The 14335-nt window shown below is 66.1% G+C and carries 15 protein-coding genes and 1 pseudogene; 4 read left to right on the top strand and 12 right to left on the bottom strand.

Annotated features, from left to right (window positions below; translation table 11 throughout):
• Positions 1 to 7: 7 nt before the first annotated feature.
• The 3 genes from C8D03_RS04850 to C8D03_RS04860 are packed head-to-tail and all read right to left on the bottom strand — an operon-like array spanning position 8 to position 3760.
• Entirely contained in the window at positions 8 to 1024 is a 1017-nt protein-coding gene (locus tag C8D03_RS04850; protein ID WP_108045252.1) for an ABC transporter permease, read from the bottom strand.
• Positions 1011 to 2522 carry a sugar ABC transporter ATP-binding protein gene (locus C8D03_RS04855; RefSeq protein WP_108045253.1) on the bottom strand — a complete coding sequence of 504 codons (1512 nt, stop codon included), beginning with the start codon at positions 2520 to 2522 and terminating at the stop codon, positions 1011 to 1013. The genes C8D03_RS04850 and C8D03_RS04855 overlap by 14 nt, the downstream gene beginning before the upstream one ends.
• Positions 2519 to 3760: an ROK family protein gene (locus C8D03_RS04860; protein ID WP_108045254.1), complete on the bottom strand. Its 1242-nt coding sequence runs from the start codon at positions 3758 to 3760 to the stop codon at positions 2519 to 2521. Before C8D03_RS04860 ends, C8D03_RS04855 begins: the two co-directional genes overlap by 4 nt.
• Positions 3761 to 3968: 208 nt before the next feature.
• Here C8D03_RS04860 and C8D03_RS04865 point away from each other — a divergent pair, with 208 nt between their 5' ends.
• Positions 3969 to 5027, top strand: coding sequence for a sugar phosphate isomerase/epimerase family protein (locus C8D03_RS04865; protein ID WP_108045255.1), 1059 nt, complete (start codon positions 3969 to 3971; stop codon positions 5025 to 5027).
• A gap of 168 nt (positions 5028 to 5195) precedes the next feature.
• A pseudogene (locus C8D03_RS04870) lies at positions 5196 to 5669 on the top strand (VOC family protein).
• A 485-nt stretch (positions 5670 to 6154) separates the two neighbouring features.
• Here C8D03_RS04870 and C8D03_RS04875 read toward each other — a convergent pair.
• Both C8D03_RS04875 and C8D03_RS04880 read right to left on the bottom strand, forming a co-directional pair.
• Positions 6155 to 7150 carry an aldo/keto reductase gene (locus C8D03_RS04875; RefSeq protein WP_108051211.1) on the bottom strand — a complete coding sequence of 332 codons (996 nt, stop codon included), beginning with the start codon at positions 7148 to 7150 and terminating at the stop codon, positions 6155 to 6157.
• Between the two features lie 54 nt (positions 7151 to 7204).
• Positions 7205 to 7795, bottom strand: a complete 591-nt coding sequence (locus tag C8D03_RS04880) for a flavodoxin (RefSeq protein WP_181300677.1) — start codon at positions 7793 to 7795, stop codon at positions 7205 to 7207.
• Between the two features lie 107 nt (positions 7796 to 7902).
• On the opposite strand from C8D03_RS04880, the gene C8D03_RS04885 reads away from it, so the two are divergent.
• Positions 7903 to 8796 (top strand): LysR family transcriptional regulator, encoded by an 894-nt coding sequence (locus C8D03_RS04885; protein WP_108045256.1) that lies wholly within the window; start codon positions 7903 to 7905, stop codon positions 8794 to 8796.
• On the opposite strand, the gene C8D03_RS26735 is transcribed toward C8D03_RS04885, so the two are convergent.
• Complete coding sequence (locus tag C8D03_RS26735; RefSeq protein ID WP_248308347.1) at positions 8784 to 9311, bottom strand: alpha/beta hydrolase; 528 nt, start codon at positions 9309 to 9311, stop codon at positions 8784 to 8786. The genes C8D03_RS04885 and C8D03_RS26735 overlap by 13 nt on opposite strands.
• Here C8D03_RS26735 and C8D03_RS26740 point away from each other — a divergent pair.
• Entirely contained in the window at positions 9306 to 9617 is a 312-nt protein-coding gene (locus C8D03_RS26740; RefSeq protein WP_248308348.1) for a hypothetical protein, read from the top strand. The genes C8D03_RS26735 and C8D03_RS26740 overlap by 6 nt on opposite strands.
• 181 nt (positions 9618 to 9798) lie before the next feature.
• Here the strand turns inward: C8D03_RS26740 and C8D03_RS04895 are convergent, their stop codons facing one another.
• From C8D03_RS04895 to C8D03_RS04920, 6 genes are all read right to left on the bottom strand, one after another.
• Positions 9799 to 10539 carry a DUF4405 domain-containing protein gene (locus tag C8D03_RS04895; RefSeq protein ID WP_108045257.1) on the bottom strand — a complete coding sequence of 247 codons (741 nt, stop codon included), beginning with the start codon at positions 10537 to 10539 and terminating at the stop codon, positions 9799 to 9801.
• Between the two features lie 17 nt (positions 10540 to 10556).
• Positions 10557 to 11039: a cytochrome P460 family protein gene (locus tag C8D03_RS04900; protein ID WP_108045258.1), complete on the bottom strand. Its 483-nt coding sequence runs from the start codon at positions 11037 to 11039 to the stop codon at positions 10557 to 10559.
• 13 nt (positions 11040 to 11052) lie between these two features.
• The gene (locus C8D03_RS04905) at positions 11053 to 11487 is read right to left on the bottom strand and encodes a (R)-mandelonitrile lyase (RefSeq protein ID WP_465246464.1); all 435 of its coding nucleotides are present in this window, start codon (positions 11485 to 11487) and stop codon (positions 11053 to 11055) included.
• A 44-nt stretch (positions 11488 to 11531) separates the two neighbouring features.
• The gene (locus C8D03_RS04910) at positions 11532 to 11900 is read right to left on the bottom strand and encodes a carboxymuconolactone decarboxylase family protein (protein WP_248308349.1); all 369 of its coding nucleotides are present in this window, start codon (positions 11898 to 11900) and stop codon (positions 11532 to 11534) included.
• An 87-nt stretch (positions 11901 to 11987) separates the two neighbouring features.
• Positions 11988 to 13061 carry an alpha/beta hydrolase gene (locus C8D03_RS04915; protein WP_108045260.1) on the bottom strand — a complete coding sequence of 358 codons (1074 nt, stop codon included), beginning with the start codon at positions 13059 to 13061 and terminating at the stop codon, positions 11988 to 11990.
• Positions 13062 to 13115: 54 nt separating this feature from the next.
• On the bottom strand, positions 13116 to 14150 hold the full coding sequence (locus tag C8D03_RS04920; RefSeq protein WP_108045261.1) for an alpha/beta hydrolase: 1035 nt from the start codon (positions 14148 to 14150) through the stop codon (positions 13116 to 13118).
• Positions 14151 to 14335: the final 185 nt, after the last annotated feature.

Below are 14335 nucleotides of genomic sequence, written 5' to 3' on the forward strand. Positions count from 1 at the left end.
GGCTGCCCTAGCGGCGGCCTTTCTGCAAAAACGCGACGATGATGATCACGAAGCCCTGCACGGCGGCGTTGAGGTAGACGCTGATCAGGCTCGTCAGATTGAGGATGTTGCTGATCACCGAGAGCAGGATCGCGCCAACAACCGTGCCGATGATGCTGCCCTGGCCGCCCTTGAGCGCGGCTCCGCCGACGATGACAGCCGCGATTGCCTCGAGCTCCCAGAGCAGGCCCGTGGTCGGCGAGGCCGAGGCCAGCCGTGGCACGTAGAACAGCGTGGCGATGCCGACGCAGATGCCCAGCAGCATATAGGTCAGGATCTTGACGCCCTCGACGTTGACTGCCGCATAGCGCGCGACGGTCTCATTGGAGCCGATCGCCTGGACATGCCGGCCATAGGCGGTCTTGTTCAGGATCGCGGCGCCGATCAATGCGACGACGAGAAAGGCGACGACCGGGATCGGCACGCCCAGCACGCTGCCGTAATAAACTGGCGCATAGAGGTCGGCGAGGCTGTTCTGCAGCGTCAGCGCGCCGCCATCGGCGAAATAGGTGAGGTAAGCCCGGTAGATGCCGAGCGTGCCCAGGGTCACGATGAAGGGCTCGATCCTGCCCTTCGCGATCAGCGCGCCATGGGCGAGCCCGAAGACCGCCCCCAGCAGCACCGCCAGAGCGGCGCCCGACACCACCGCGAGCAGAGGCGAGACGCCCGAGCCCGCCGCCCAATTAATGAACATGATCACGCAGCCGGCGATCAGCGCCGCCATCGACCCGACCGAAAGGTCGATCCCGCCCAGGACGATGACGAAGCACATGCCCACCGCGATGATGCCGATGAAGGCGGTGCGGGTCAGCACGTTCAGCGCGTTGTCGAGCGTGGCGAAATCGCCGTTCAGCGCCGCCCCGACGAGGCAGAGCACTACGAGCCCGAGCACGGGGCCGATGCCGGCGAGCCGTTCCGCCCAGGGCGTACCGGTCGGGCGGCGCAGATCGGCGGCGGCGCCGCCTGCGGTTTCAGGCTGCGACATCGCGCGTCCCCGTGGCATGAGCGATCATCTCGACCTCCGTCATGTCGCCGCCCGCGACAGTGGCGACCAGCCGGCCGCCGCGCATGATCGCGACGCGATGCGCCAGCCCGATCAGCTCGATCAGCTCCGACGAGATCACGACGACCGCTAGCCCCTGCCGGGCGAGTTTCTGGATCAGGAAATAGATCTCGCGCTTGGCCCCAACATCGACGCCGCGCGTCGGCTCGTCGAGCACGACTACCTTCGGCTCGGGATGCAGCACCTTGGCGAGGGCGAGCTTCTGCTGGTTGCCACCCGACAGCGAAGCCGCACGCATCGATAGCGAGCCAGCGCGGATGCCGAAGGCCTCGACGGCGTGTTCCATGGCCCGGCGTTCGGCACCGTAGTCGAGCCAGGGCCGGGCATAGCGCTCCAGCGCCATCAGGGTCAGGTTGGGCACGAGCGGGAAGTCGACATGCAGCCCCTTGCCCTTGCGATCCTCGCTCAGATAGCTCAGCCCGTGCCGTGTCGCGTGCTGGAGCGTCCGCAGCGTCACCGGCCGGCCGGCCACCTCGATGTCGCCCGTGCCCGGCCTCAAGCCGAGAATCCCCTCGAACAGCTCGGTCCGGCCCGCACCGACCAGACCGGCGAAGCCGAGGATCTCGCCCGGGCGCACCACGAAGGAGACGCCCTGCGCCCAGCCGGTCACGGTGAAGCCCTCGACCTTGAGCACCGGTGCGGCGGTCTCGTCGAACGGCTCCTTCTCTGGGAACAGGTCGGCGATTTCGCGGCCGACCATCATCGTCGCCATGTCGTGGCGGGACAAAGATGCGGTCAGCGCCCGGCCGACGAGGTTCCCGTCCCGCATCACGATCACCTCGTCGGTGATGCGCTCGACCTCGTCGAGCTTGTGCGAGATGTAGACGATGGTGACGCCATCGGCGCGCATCCGCTCTATCAGGGCGAAGAGCCTCGCGACCTCGGATGGCGTCAGCGTCGCCGTCGGCTCGTCCATGATCAGCAGGCGGGCCTTGCGCGACATCGCCTTGGCGATCTCGACGAGCTGCTTCTCAGCAACGATCAGCCGCCGCACCAGCGTATCTGCCGCCCGCGCCAGGCCGACCTGGGCGAGCGCGGCATCAGCGTCCTGCCGCATGGCGGCCTCGTCGAGGAACCAGCCCTTGCGACGCTCATGGCCGAGGAAGATGTTACCGGCGATCGTCAGATCATCGGCGAGGTTGAATTCCTGATGGATCAGGACGATGCCGTGCGCTTCGGCGTCGCGCGAGCCGGAGAAGGTGACCTGTTCTCCCTCGACCAGCAGGCGGCCCTCGCTCGGCTGCTCATAGCCGCCGAGGATCTTCATCAGCGTTGATTTGCCGGCGCCGTTTTCGCCAAGCAGCCCATAGACGCGGCCGGGCTCCAGAGAAAACGAGACCCCATGCAGCACCTCGACCGCGCCGAAGCGCTTGACGATACCGTCGAAAGCGACGGACAGGCCGCGACCATCAGCTCTCATCGCAGGCCTCCGCTGATCGATATCTGGCTGCGCAACGTTCGTCTGGGCAGCGTCTGGCCACGCATGGCCTCGCGCATCGCCAGCACGCCCGCGCCGATCAGCCCGGTTTCCGGCCCCATCGGGGCCGAGGTGATCTCGAGATGGCGGGTAGAGAGCGCCAGCGAGCGCTGGTTTACGCTCTGGCGGATCGCGGCGAGGAACATCGGCCCTATCTGCGAGACGCCGCCGCCGATGAAGATATGCGACGGGTTGTAGAAGTTCACCAGCGCCGCCAGAACCTGCCCGATCAGCCGGCCGGAGCGGCGCACGATCGCGTCGGCCTCGGCGTCGCCGGCACGGCAGGCGGCGCCGATGTCGCTGGCCTCGAGCCGCCCGGTCTCGGCGATATGCTGCGCCAGAGCCACGCTGCGCCCGCTCTCCGCCGCCTCGCGTCCCATCGCGACGATCGCGGGCGCAGCCGCCATCGCCTCGACGCAGCCGCGATTGCCGCAGCGGCAGAGGGCCCCCTCAGGATCGACGCAGATATGGCCGACATCGCCGGCCGAGCCGCTGGCGCCGCGATAGAGTTCGCCATGGCAGACGATCCCGCATCCGATGCCGGTGCCGACCTTGATGACGAGGAAATTCTCGATCTGCCGGCGCTGGCTCCAGAGCACGCCGAGCGCCATCAGGTTCACGTCGTTGTCGACGAAGACCGGCGCCTCGGTGATTTCGCGCAGATCGTCGCGGATGGCATAGCTGTCCCAGCCCGGCATCAGCGGCGGATTGACCAGCTGCCCGGCGGCGAAATTGACCGGGCCGGGCACGCCGATGCCCACCGCCAGCACCCGGTCGCGCGCGATCCCGTTCTCCGCCAGCATGGCAGGCAGAAGGCTGCGCAGTCGCGCCATGATCGGCCCCGGGCCGGCCTCGACGTCGGCCTCCTGCGAATGCCGCGCGATAACGCTGAGATCGGGCCGCAGCAGCGCCACGTCGAGGCTGGTCGCGCCGATATCGACGCCGACGAGGACGCCGATGCGGCCATGCACGCGCAAGGTCTCGGGGCGTCGCCCGCCGGTCGAATGCTGGACGCCGGCCTCGTCGAGCAGGCCCTGGTCGAGCAGACCGGCCGCGAGCGAGTTGGTCTTGCTGCGCGAGAACTGCAGCGTATCGGAGAGGGCGTGGCGCGCGATCCCGCCGGCCCAGAACGCCGCTTCCAGCAGCGCGAGCTCGTCGGGACTCAAAGCGTGCCAGGGCAAGGCGATGGCGGCCTCCTGCGCTTCCTCGATCGGCCTTGTGGCGGCCGTTGCCCGAAAGCTAGGAGCGAACCGCCCGGCCCCTCAAGACCGAACTTCGGCCTAAGTCAGGCAGATGTCTGGATGAAGGCGGCTATGCGGCGGTGCCTGTCCGCTCTGGACCGGGCGCATCGTCCCGCGCCATCTTGAGCCAAACGAAAAGGGACGAGCAATGCCGGCGACGATGAAGGGCCCTGCGATTTTCCTGGCGCAGTTTGCGGGCGACTCAGCGCCATTCAACAGTTGGGCATCCATCACCGCCTGGGCGGCCGGCCTCGGCTATCGCGGCGTGCAACTGCCATCCTGGGACGCCCGCTTCATCGATCTCGCCCGCGCGGCTGAGTCGCAGGCCTATTGCGACCAGATCGCGGGCATCGCGGCCGAGAACGGCGTGGCGATCACCGAGCTCTCGACGCATCTGCAAGGCCAGCTCGTCGCGGTGAATCCGGCCTATGACGCCGCCTTCGATGCCTTCGCGCCGGCCGCCCTGTATGGTCGCCCGGTCGAACGTCAGGCCTGGGCGGTGGAGCAGCTCAAGCTCGCGGCCAAGGCCTCGCGACGGCTCGGGCTCGCCGGTTCGGTGAGCTTCACCGGCGCGCTCGCCTGGCCCTTCGTCTATCCCTGGCCGCAGCGGCCCGCCGGCCTCGTCCAGGAGAGCTTCGGCGAATTGGCAAAGCGCTGGCGGCCGATCCTCGACGTCTATGAGGAGAACGGCGTCGATGTCGGCTTCGAGATCCATCCGGGCGAGGACGTCTTCGACGGCGCCACCTTCGAGCTGTTCCTGGAGCGCCTCGACGGGCATCCGCGCTGCCGGATCAACTACGACCCCTCGCATTTCCTGCTGCAGCAGCTCGACTATCTCGCCTTCATCGACATCTATCACGAGCGCATCAGCGCCTTCCATGTGAAGGATGCCGAGTTCCGGCCCAATGGCCGCCAGGGCGTCTATTCCGGCTTTGCGCACTGGGTCGAGCGGGCCGGGCGCTTCCGCTCGCTCGGCGACGGCCAGGTCGATTTCAGGGCGATCTTCTCCAAGCTCGCGCAGTACGGCTTCGCGGGCTGGCCGGTGCTGGAGTGGGAATGCGCGCTGAAGCACCCCGAGGACGGCGCCCGCGAGGGCGCACCCTTCATCGCCGAGCACATCATCCGCGTTACCGAGAAGCCCTTCGACGATTTTGCCGGCAGCGGCGATGCCAGGCTGGGGCGGCGAATGCTCGGTCTCGATCCGTAAGTTCCTGAGGCCATCGCTCGGGAGCGGATTTTTAGCATGTCTATCTTCGACTCGGGCTCGTCGGTTGGTAGAAACTCCTCAACGGCGCATCTGGGGGTCCGCCCGTTTTCAGCTCAACGTTTTAACCGGCTATCATCATGCGCCTTGTTTACGATGAAGGGATCGACGATGGCGAAGAACACGATCTGCGTTTGGTACGACAAGGACGCCGAAGCTGCGGCCCGCTTCTATGCCGCAACGTTCCCAGACAGCACGATAACGGCCGTACACAAGGCGCCCGGCGACTACCCCTCCGGGAAGGAAGGCGATGTCCTCACGGTTGAATTCACCGTCGCCGGGGTTTCGTGATTGGGCCTCAACGGGGGAACTACATTCAAGCACACCGAAGCCTTCTCCTTCCAGATCGCGACGGAAGATCAGGAGGAGACCGATCGTTACTGGAATGCGATCGTCGGGAATGGTGGCCAGGAAAGCGAATGTGGTTGGTGCAAGGACCGCTGGGGCATCTCATGGCAAATCACACCGCGCATTTTGACTGAGGCCATTGCGGCCGGGGGTGACGAGGCGAAGCGCGCATTCGCCGCGATGATGACGATGGGTAAAATCGATGTTGCGCAAATAGAAGCCGCGCGAAGAGGTTGAGCCCCGAAAACGAAAGGGCCGGCGTTATGCCATCGCCGCTATGATCACGGCTGAAGGGTAGGTCGCCTTCGCTGCAAGAGCTTGGCAAAAGCGCTCGGGCTCAGGCCAAATCACAAAGCGCGGCTATTCATGCCGACGGTGACCCGCCAAGAGACTGCTGAATGAGAATGCCCAGCGTCACCCAAGGTGGCCGCCAGGCCTCTGACCCTCGTAGCGAAGGCCGCTGCCGAATCTCTAGAGCTCGATCTGAGCCACCATTACATCCACGGCTCACCGCGACATCCGCCCGCTTCGAACCTTGCCAACAGACCCTGTGCAATCAGCCTCACTGGCTTCCGACGCGGTCTGATGTCCAAATCCGGCTAATCCAAATTAGCGTGGCGGGAGCGCACCGCGTGTCCTATCCGCGCATCGGGGAATGTCAGGTTTTGGGCATGGCCTAAAGGTCAGCTAGTGGCGCTGGCTGCGCGCTCGTCCAGACAAGATCAAAGCCCGGTCATTTTGAGCGCAGCCTCCGGCAGTCTTTCACCCTGGATTTCGACCTTGGATGCCTCGCCGTCGATGTCGGCCAAGTCGGACTGGGAAAGCTGGAGATCGACGGCGCCGAGGTTTTCTTCGAGACGGTGCAGTCTGGTGGTGCCGGGGATCGGCACGATCCATGGCTTCTGCGCCAGCAGCCAAGCCAGCGCGACCTGCGCCGGCGTTGTGCCCTTGCGGTCAGCCACGGTGTTGATAACCCCCACAAGCGCCATGTTCGCCTTGCGCGCCTCGACGGAGAAGCGCGGCAGCACATTCCGGAAGTCTCCGGTTTCGAAGGTCGTCTGCTCGTCGATCTTGCCGGTGAGGAAACCGGCGCCGAGGGGGCTGAAGGGCACGAAGCCGATCTGAAGCTCTTCCAGGGTGGGCAGGATTTCGATTTCCGGACCGCGCCAGAAGAGCGAATACTCGCTCTGAACGACGCTCACGGGCTGGACGGCATGGGCGCGGCGGATCGTGGCGACGGCGGCCTCCGACAGCCCGAAATGCTTGACCTTGCCGGCGGCGATCAACTCCTTCACCGCGCCCGCGACGTCCTCGATCGGGACCAGTGGATCGACGCGGTGCTGGTAGAAGATGTCGATGCGATCGGTGCCCAGGCGCCTGAGGCAGGCATCGGCGACACGCTTGATGTGTTCGGGCCGGCTGTTGGTGCCGCCGCGGCGCTCGCCCGTTGCCTGGTCGATGTCGAAGCCGAACTTGGTGGCGATCACGACCTCGTCGCGAATGGGCGCAAGTGCCTCGCCGACCAGTTCCTCATTGGCGAAGGGGCCGTAGGCTTCGGCCGTATCGAATAGAGTGATGCCACGCTGATGGGCGGAGCGGATCAGGGTGATCATCGCCTGCCTGTCTGCAGGCGGACCGTAGAGCCCGGTCATGCCCATGCAGCCGAGCCCGAGCGCCGAGACTTCAAGGCCGGACGCCCCGAGTTTGCGTATGGTCATCATGGTGATCTCCAGAATGTGGTGTTTGATGCGGGTGTGGCGGGACCGCGAGGGTCATGCGGCGCCGAGCCAGTCGGTGACGCGGGACAGCGTCCGGCGTTCCTGGTCGGCCTCGATCGCGAAGGGCGGCGCGCGCCGGGCGCTTCTGGAATGGGATGCCAGCACGGCCATGCTCGTGCCAAGGCCGTAGCCGCCATGGGTGACGAAGGGCCGGATCGTCTTGCCGGCCCACGCATGGGCCTTGAGGAAGGAGCGGATCGCCGGTGGCGCGGTCTGTCCCCAGATCGGGAAGCCGAGGAAGACGGTGCAGTAGCGGGCGATGTCGAGGGCGTCGGTCACAAGAGCAGGCTCGAAGCTGGCTTCCGTCTCGCGCCGCGCCTGCTCGACCGTCTTTTCGTAATCCTCGGGATAGGGCTCGACCGTGCGGATCTCGAAGAGGTCAGCGCCACGGGCGCGCCGTATCTGACCGGCGATGACACGTGTGTTGCCCGTCCGCGAATAGAAGGCGACGAGCGTATCGCTCGCAGGCCTTGGCCCTGCGAGCGCCGAGCCGGAGGATGTGCCGCCCACGACCGCGGGAAGGACGAGCGGAGCCGCCAAGATCACCCTGCGCGAAGGGCTGGTCAGTTCATGGGATGTCGTCATAGGCCGCCTCGCGATCCGCCGGGTCATTCGATGAGGGGTATCTAACGCTGGCGCGTTGTGTTGATTAGGCGCTGCAGTCGGCAAGGGCCCATAAGGCGGTCTAATCAATGGCGCATCCGAATTTCAACGATCTCGCCGCCTTCGCGATGGTGGCGCGGGAACGAAGCTTCACCAAAGCCGGTGCCAAGCTCGGCGTGTCGCAATCGGCGCTGAGCCAGACGATCAAGGGGCTGGAAGAGCGCCTCAAACTGCGCCTGCTCACCCGCACGACGCGCAGCGTCGCCCCGACCGAGGCCGGCTTGAGGTTGCTTGAGACAGTCGGGCCGCGCTTCGAGGAGATCGAGGCCGAGATCGCAGCGCTGGGCGAATTGCGCGGGAAGGCGGCGGGTACGATCCGGATCACCGCCGGCGAGCACCCGGCGATCTCGGTGCTGCAGCCGGCGCTCAAGCGGTTCCTGCCGGACCATCCCGATATCAAGGTCGAGATCATCGTCGACTATGGCCTCGTCGACATCGTGGCCGCGGGCTACGACGCCGGCGTGCGCATGGGCGAGCAGGTCGCCAAGGACATGATCGCGGTGCGCATCGGCCCCGAGATGCGCATGGCCGTGGTCGGCTCACCTGCCTACTTCGAGCGGCATGTCGTGCCCGCGACACCGCAGGATCTGACGGCTCATAACTGCATCGCCACCCGGATGCCGACCCATGGCGGACTCTTCCCCTGGGGGCTGGAGAAGGACGGCCACGAGATCAAGGTCCGCTCGGACGGGCAGCTTGTCTTCAACAACCTCGCCATGCGGCTGAACTCGGCGCTGGACGGGCTCGGCCTCGCCTATATGCCGGAGGATCATGCCATGCCGCATGTCCGAGACGGGCGGCTGGTGCGGGTGCTCGAGGACTGGTGCGCGCCGTTCCCGGGCTATCACCTGTACTATCCCAGCCGCCGGCACTCCTCGTCCGCGTTGTCGGTGCTGATCGACGCGCTGCGCTACCGGGACTGATGGCGCGTCCAGAAGCGGATCGCGTCGCTGATCCAGCCTTCGGCGCTCGTCCCGATGCCGAGGCCGAAACCATGGCCGACGCCGGGATACTCGCGATAATCGACCTCGGTCCCGAGGCGGCGCAGGGCGGCGACGCGCTGCCGCATCGCGGCGGGCGGTGCGATGCCATCCTGACTTCCGACGAGCGCGAAGGTCGGCGGCTCGGCGGTCGCATGGTCGGAGTGGGCCGTGTAGGCCATGACGACCGTCGATGGCTTGGGAAGCTCGGGACCGGCATAGGCCGCGACGCCATGGCTACCGATCGCCGCCGCCATGCGGGCGCCGGCCGAGCTGCCCCAAAGCGAATAGCCGTGCGTATCCACGCCGAGTGTCGCTGCATTGCGGAAGATGAAGCCGATGGCGGCGGCGAGATCCTGCGTCGCCACGGTGCCGCCCTTGCCGGCGCGATACTTAATCACAAAGGCGTTCAGCCCTGCGTCGCTGATCGCGGCGGCATAGGGGAAGCCTTCATGCACGGAGCCGACATAGGCGAAGCCGCCGCCGGGCGCGATGATGGCAAAGGGCGCGTTCGGCTTGCCGCGCAGGAGGAAGAGCCCGGCATGGGTCTTGGCTGGCTCTGCGCGCCTCTCTGCCTCGGAATAGACCTCGAAGAAGACCTGCCGGCCCTGTTCGGCATCCTCGATCAGGCGGTTCAGCGCAGCGACTGTCGAGGGGATGTCGACATGGCTGTGATAGGGCAGCAGGGTCCCGATTGTGTCGAGCCTGGCCTGAAGATCCTAGTCCCGGTCGTCCCAGGGCAGGATGCGGCGCGCGAAGCCTGAAAACGCCGGGTGAGAGAGCAGGTCTCCGATCGTGCTGTGGGCCGTCAGGCGACCATGGGGATCGTCCGCGCCCGGACGGTGCTGTGCCCCGGCGCCCTGGGCCCCGATCGCGAGAAGCGTCAGGGCGAGGCAGGCCCGCCGGGATGCGAACGGGCCTGGCCGGACGCCATGCTTTCGCCTGTCATCCATCGCGTCGTAATCCCTGCGCCGCCGATTGCGGACGCCCGTCAGCCGGTGTCGTCCGGCTTGTCGATGCCTGGGTTCGCTGGACCAGCTTCAGGCCGTAATAGGTCACGACCATCACCAGCCCGGCGATCGCAGCGCTGTGGGCGAAGAAGCCGGCCACCGATTCCTCGAAGTTCCACCAGTCCAGCGTCATCTGCATGGAAAGCTTGCCGCCGAGGCCAAGGACCGTGCAGCTCCAGACGCCGTGCAGCGCGATCCCCAGCGCGATGACGCGAAGTGCGAGCGTCCGCAGCGCGGACGGTGTCCCGATCCCGAACAGGTTGCGCGCGACGCCCATCAGCATCGGCCAGCGCAGTCCGAGATGGATCGCGACGATGATCAGGACCCAATACGCCGCGAGCGTGTGGATCTGGCGCACGGTGAATCCGCCCCAGGGCGGCAGGACCGGCGACAGCGCATTCGAGATCAGCACACTCGTGATCAGCAGCGCGAGCATGGCGCCGAGCAGGGCGAAGGTCACCCCGACATTGAACAGGCTGCGCGGCTCGCGCCGTGTCTTCGGAATGCCGCCCCACCAGCGCCGATTGAAGACATTGTGGGCGATGAGCAGGAGGAACATCGCGGTCCCGGCAACCTCGTGGACGAGGTTGCCCAGCCACCAATAGGCGAAGCCGAGCAGCAGCAGCCCGGCCGTCAGACCATCGAGCCAGAGCCGGGAGAGGAACAGGCGGTTCACGTCGCGACCTCCTGCGCCTATTCGATCGGCGTGCCGTTGAAGCGGGGAATGCGCGAGCCGGTGAAGAGATGCTCGGCACCCGACTGGCTCTGGTGGCAGGACTGGCAGCGGGCGGTGTTCTCGGCTGTGTTGATCGACTTGTCGGGCCAGAACCACTGGAACTGCCAGTCGCCCGTGCGGCGGCGCTCGTCGTAATCGGCGCCCCAGCCCTGGCCCTTTTCCATTACGAAGTAGCGGAAGACCTTGCCCTCGCGGTAGTCGACCAGCACGAAATGCGTACCTGCCGGGATCGGCTGGCGGTTCTTCACCGCATCGATCGCCGCCGGCGTGGTCATGATGTGCTCGGTGACGTTGCCGCGCTTGACGGTGGTGTAGTGCACCAGCTTGTCGAGCTCGGGGAAGGTGGTGCGGGTGGGCTCGGCTTGGACCTGCCAGCCGACTGCGAGAACGGCGGTCATCGACAGTCCAGCGACCACGATCTGGAGCTTGGGGGTTCTCATAAACGCGGCGTTCCTAGCGCTTGTATTGTTCGTCGGAGACATGCTCCAGCCAGTCCACGGTCTTGCCGTCGAGCGCCTCGGAGATCGCGATATGGGTCATGCCGCTGGTTGCGGACGCGCCATGCCAGTGCTTTACGCCCGGCGGAATCCAGACGGTGTCGCCCGGCTTGATCTCCTGGATCGGCCCGCCCCAGTGCTGCACGAGACCGACGCCAGCGGTGACAATCAGGGTCTGGCCAAGCGGATGAGTGTGCCAGGCCGTCCGCGCGCCAGGCTCGAAGGTGACCGTGCCGCCGCTGATCCGCGCGGGCGCGCTGCCCTGGAAACGACCATCGACACGGACCGCGCCAGTGAAGTTCTGCGCGGCGCCCACGCTCGGCGGCTGCGAGCCGGCACGCTGGACGGTGACGGGCCGCGACGTCTGGGCGAGCGCTTCCGCCGCCGGCATCAGGCCGGCGACGACGGCGAGGATCCTGGCTGACATCACGGTTCTCATTTGGGCTTGAAGACGTCGCGGGCGACGTTGATCGCGGCGATGGCGTTGGGCCAGCCGGCATAGAAGGCGAGTTGCGTGATTGCCTCGACGATCTCCTCCTCCTTGACGCCATTGGTGCGCGCGAGCGCCATGTGCGAGCGCAGCTGCTCGGGGCGGTTCAGGGCGATTAGGGCCGCGACCGTGATCAGGCTGCGGTCGCGCTTGGCGAGGCCGGGACGCTCCCAGATGTCGCCGAACAGGACGTTGTCGGTCAGCTCCGCCATCTTGGGGGCGATGTCGCCCATCAACTGCTGGGCGCGGGACGGCGGCTTCGCCGTTGCCGGCTGAGCCGCGGCGGGCGTCTGGGCTTGGGCGAACGCCGGCATGGGGGCTCCTAGCAGCAGGACAGCGATAGCTGCGTCACGGATTGATCGCATGAGAGACTCCTCGGATTCTGGATCGTGGCCGACAGGTCAGGTGCGACCGGCGACGAGGGTGCGGGCGAAGAACGGAGCCAGCTTGGCCATGGCGACATCGACGTATTGGGGTACCCAATAGGTCTCGATGTGGGTGGCGCCCTCGATCTCGAAGAGCTCCTTGTCCCTGGTGCCGGTGGCCTTGGGGAAGGCGTCACTGGTCATGTAGAGGCTGTCGGCCTTGCTACCGGCGATCATCAGGAGCGGCTGGTCGATTAGCTCCATCTGCTCGGTCGCATCCCAGCGCATCAGATCCAGCAGGCTGCTGGTCGTATATCTGAACGTCGAGTTCGGGTGAGCCTGCGTCTTCCAGTAGTACTCGTAACCCTGCCGATACATCTCGAAGGGCAGCTTCGCGATCTGGGCGTCGCTCAGATTGGCGTCGCCTGAGTAGAGGATCGCGCCGCCGGCCGCTTCCTGGGCACGAGCCTGCGACACCTGCTGGAGGCGCTCTTGGACGGTCTTCAGCTGAGAATCGGCGAAGCCGTTGCGGCGGACACGTCCGGAGTTGAACATGCTGAGCGTCGCGATCGACCTGAACCGCTTGTCGACCTTCGCCGCGGCCAGGGAATAGCCACCGCCGCCGCAGATTCCGAGAAGGCCGACACGCCCGGCATCGACGCCAGCGAAGCGGGTGATGAAGTCGGCCATGCCATGGACGTCTTCGGTCCGGAACTGAGGCTTGTCGACGTTGCGGGGCTGGCCACCGCTGCCACCCTGATACGCGGCATCGGCCGTCATCGCGATATAGCCCTCGCCGGCCAGCCGCTGGGCATAGAGCCCCGCGACCTGTTCCTTCACGCCGCCGTTAGGGTGGGCGACGACGATCGCCGGATAGCTCTTGTCTGCGGCGTAGCCGGCCGGGGTGTAGACGTTGGCGGCGATGTCCAGTCCGTTGAGCTTGTAGTTCACCGGATGGATATTGACCTTGCCTGGCTCGTTTTTGGTGATGGCGCCCTCATAGGCGAGGCCGAACGCGTTCTGCTTGTAGTCTGCGGCATTCGCCTTGCGAGCAACGAACCCTGCCGCTGCCGTTACGGCGGCGGCCTTGAGGATGGTTCGGCGGTTCATGGTGATAGCCTTTCGAATCGAAAATCGGGAATGACGGGCGCCAGGTGGCCAGCGTCAGTCCAGCTTCTTCTCGGCGAGGAACTTCGAGACCAGATCGGCGATCTCGACATTGTTCAGGTCCGAGAACGGGAAGTGCGTGTTGCCCTTGATGCCGATCTCGGGGAGATGCACGAGGCGCGCGTCACCGCCGTGCTTGTTGATGGCGCCGACCCAGAGCTTGGCCATGGCCAGCCGCACCCGCCAGTTGTCCTGCCCACGCTCCGTCGTCGGCTCGACGGGAAAATTGTCGCCGTAATAGATGACGATCGGAATGCGGGTGAGCTTCTGGAAATCCGCCGACGGCACGGCCTCGGGCGACAGGGTGCCGGCTGCGCTCGGCATGGCCGGGGGCAGTTCGCCTTCCGGGAAGATGAAGCCGCTTCCCGGTTCGAACGCAACGATCGCCTTGACGTTCGCGTTCTTGATCGCCGTCAGCCAGCCGGGGCCGCCGCCTTGGGAATGCGTGAACAGGATCGCCGGACCGGTCTTGGCGAACAGCGCCGCCATCGCGTTGGAAATAACGCCGGCATCGTAAAGCCCGGTGTTTGGCGTAACCGAGCGGAAGAACTGGTCCAGCGTCTCGGGCTTGCGGTCGAACTGGACGCTATCGAAGAAGTTCGGCCATTTCCCGAGCCGGAACTGATCGAAGAAGAGCTGATCATAGGGTGTGGGCTCGATCGTCGTCGCGACGGTGCTGTTGCCGGCGCGCCCGCGGCGCGGCTGGTCGACGAGATAGACCGGGAAACCGCGGCGCAGGAACAGGGTCTGGAAGCCCTCGCGCCCGTCCGAGGTGGTCTCCCAACTCCGCGCCGACTGGAAGGCGCCGTGCAGCATGACGATGGGGAGTGCCTTGGGGCTCCGGGGAACCTGATAGAAGGCGTAGAGGTGATCGCCGTGAAGCGACTGCCCTGCGGCAGTCGGCTTGTCGTTATCGTAGGTGCCGGGGGTGCGCACCACCGTCCCGCCAACAGCGAAGCTGCCTTGATCCTGGATCGCGAGGGGCTCGGCACGATTGGTCTGCTGCGCGAGCGCGGGCAAAGAGGCCAGCATGGCAGCGCCGATCAGCAGCGCCAGTCCTGGAGTGCGGGTGGTGGTTACAGGCATTGGTCCCTCGGTCGCTAACAGCGTCCGATGAACCTAATGGCCCGTGCAGTCTTCGATTAGGCGCCTTAACCCACTAGGACCAATTAGCGGATCTAATGAATCGCCGGTTAGCCGCTCCAACGAACGTCGGC

It is taken from the genome of Bosea sp. 124 (assembly GCF_003046175.1).
Taxonomy (GTDB): domain Bacteria; phylum Pseudomonadota; class Alphaproteobacteria; order Rhizobiales; family Beijerinckiaceae; genus Allobosea.

Coding starts and splice junctions, on each gene's coding strand:
- C8D03_RS04900 (WP_108045258.1), bottom strand. CDS start 11,039: ATGAGAACCCCCAAGCTCCAGATCGTGGTCGCTGGACTGTCGATGACC.
- C8D03_RS04920 (WP_108045261.1), bottom strand. CDS start 14,150: ATGCTGGCCTCTTTGCCCGCGCTCGCGCAGCAGACCAATCGTGCCGAG.
- C8D03_RS04915 (WP_108045260.1), bottom strand. CDS start 13,061: ATGAACCGCCGAACCATCCTCAAGGCCGCCGCCGTAACGGCAGCGGCA.
- C8D03_RS04885 (WP_108045256.1), top strand. CDS start 7,903: ATGGCGCATCCGAATTTCAACGATCTCGCCGCCTTCGCGATGGTGGCG.
- C8D03_RS04880 (WP_181300677.1), bottom strand. CDS start 7,795: ATGACGACATCCCATGAACTGACCAGCCCTTCGCGCAGGGTGATCTTG.
- C8D03_RS26740 (WP_248308348.1), top strand. CDS start 9,306: ATGCACGGAGCCGACATAGGCGAAGCCGCCGCCGGGCGCGATGATGGC.
- C8D03_RS04910 (WP_248308349.1), bottom strand. CDS start 11,900: ATGCCGGCGTTCGCCCAAGCCCAGACGCCCGCCGCGGCTCAGCCGGCA.
- C8D03_RS04865 (WP_108045255.1), top strand. CDS start 3,969: ATGCCGGCGACGATGAAGGGCCCTGCGATTTTCCTGGCGCAGTTTGCG.
- C8D03_RS04875 (WP_108051211.1), bottom strand. CDS start 7,150: ATGACCATACGCAAACTCGGGGCGTCCGGCCTTGAAGTCTCGGCGCTC.
- C8D03_RS04855 (WP_108045253.1), bottom strand. CDS start 2,522: ATGAGAGCTGATGGTCGCGGCCTGTCCGTCGCTTTCGACGGTATCGTC.
- C8D03_RS04905 (WP_465246464.1), bottom strand. CDS start 11,487: ATGCCGGCGGCGGAAGCGCTCGCCCAGACGTCGCGGCCCGTCACCGTC.
- C8D03_RS04850 (WP_108045252.1), bottom strand. CDS start 1,024: ATGTCGCAGCCTGAAACCGCAGGCGGCGCCGCCGCCGATCTGCGCCGC.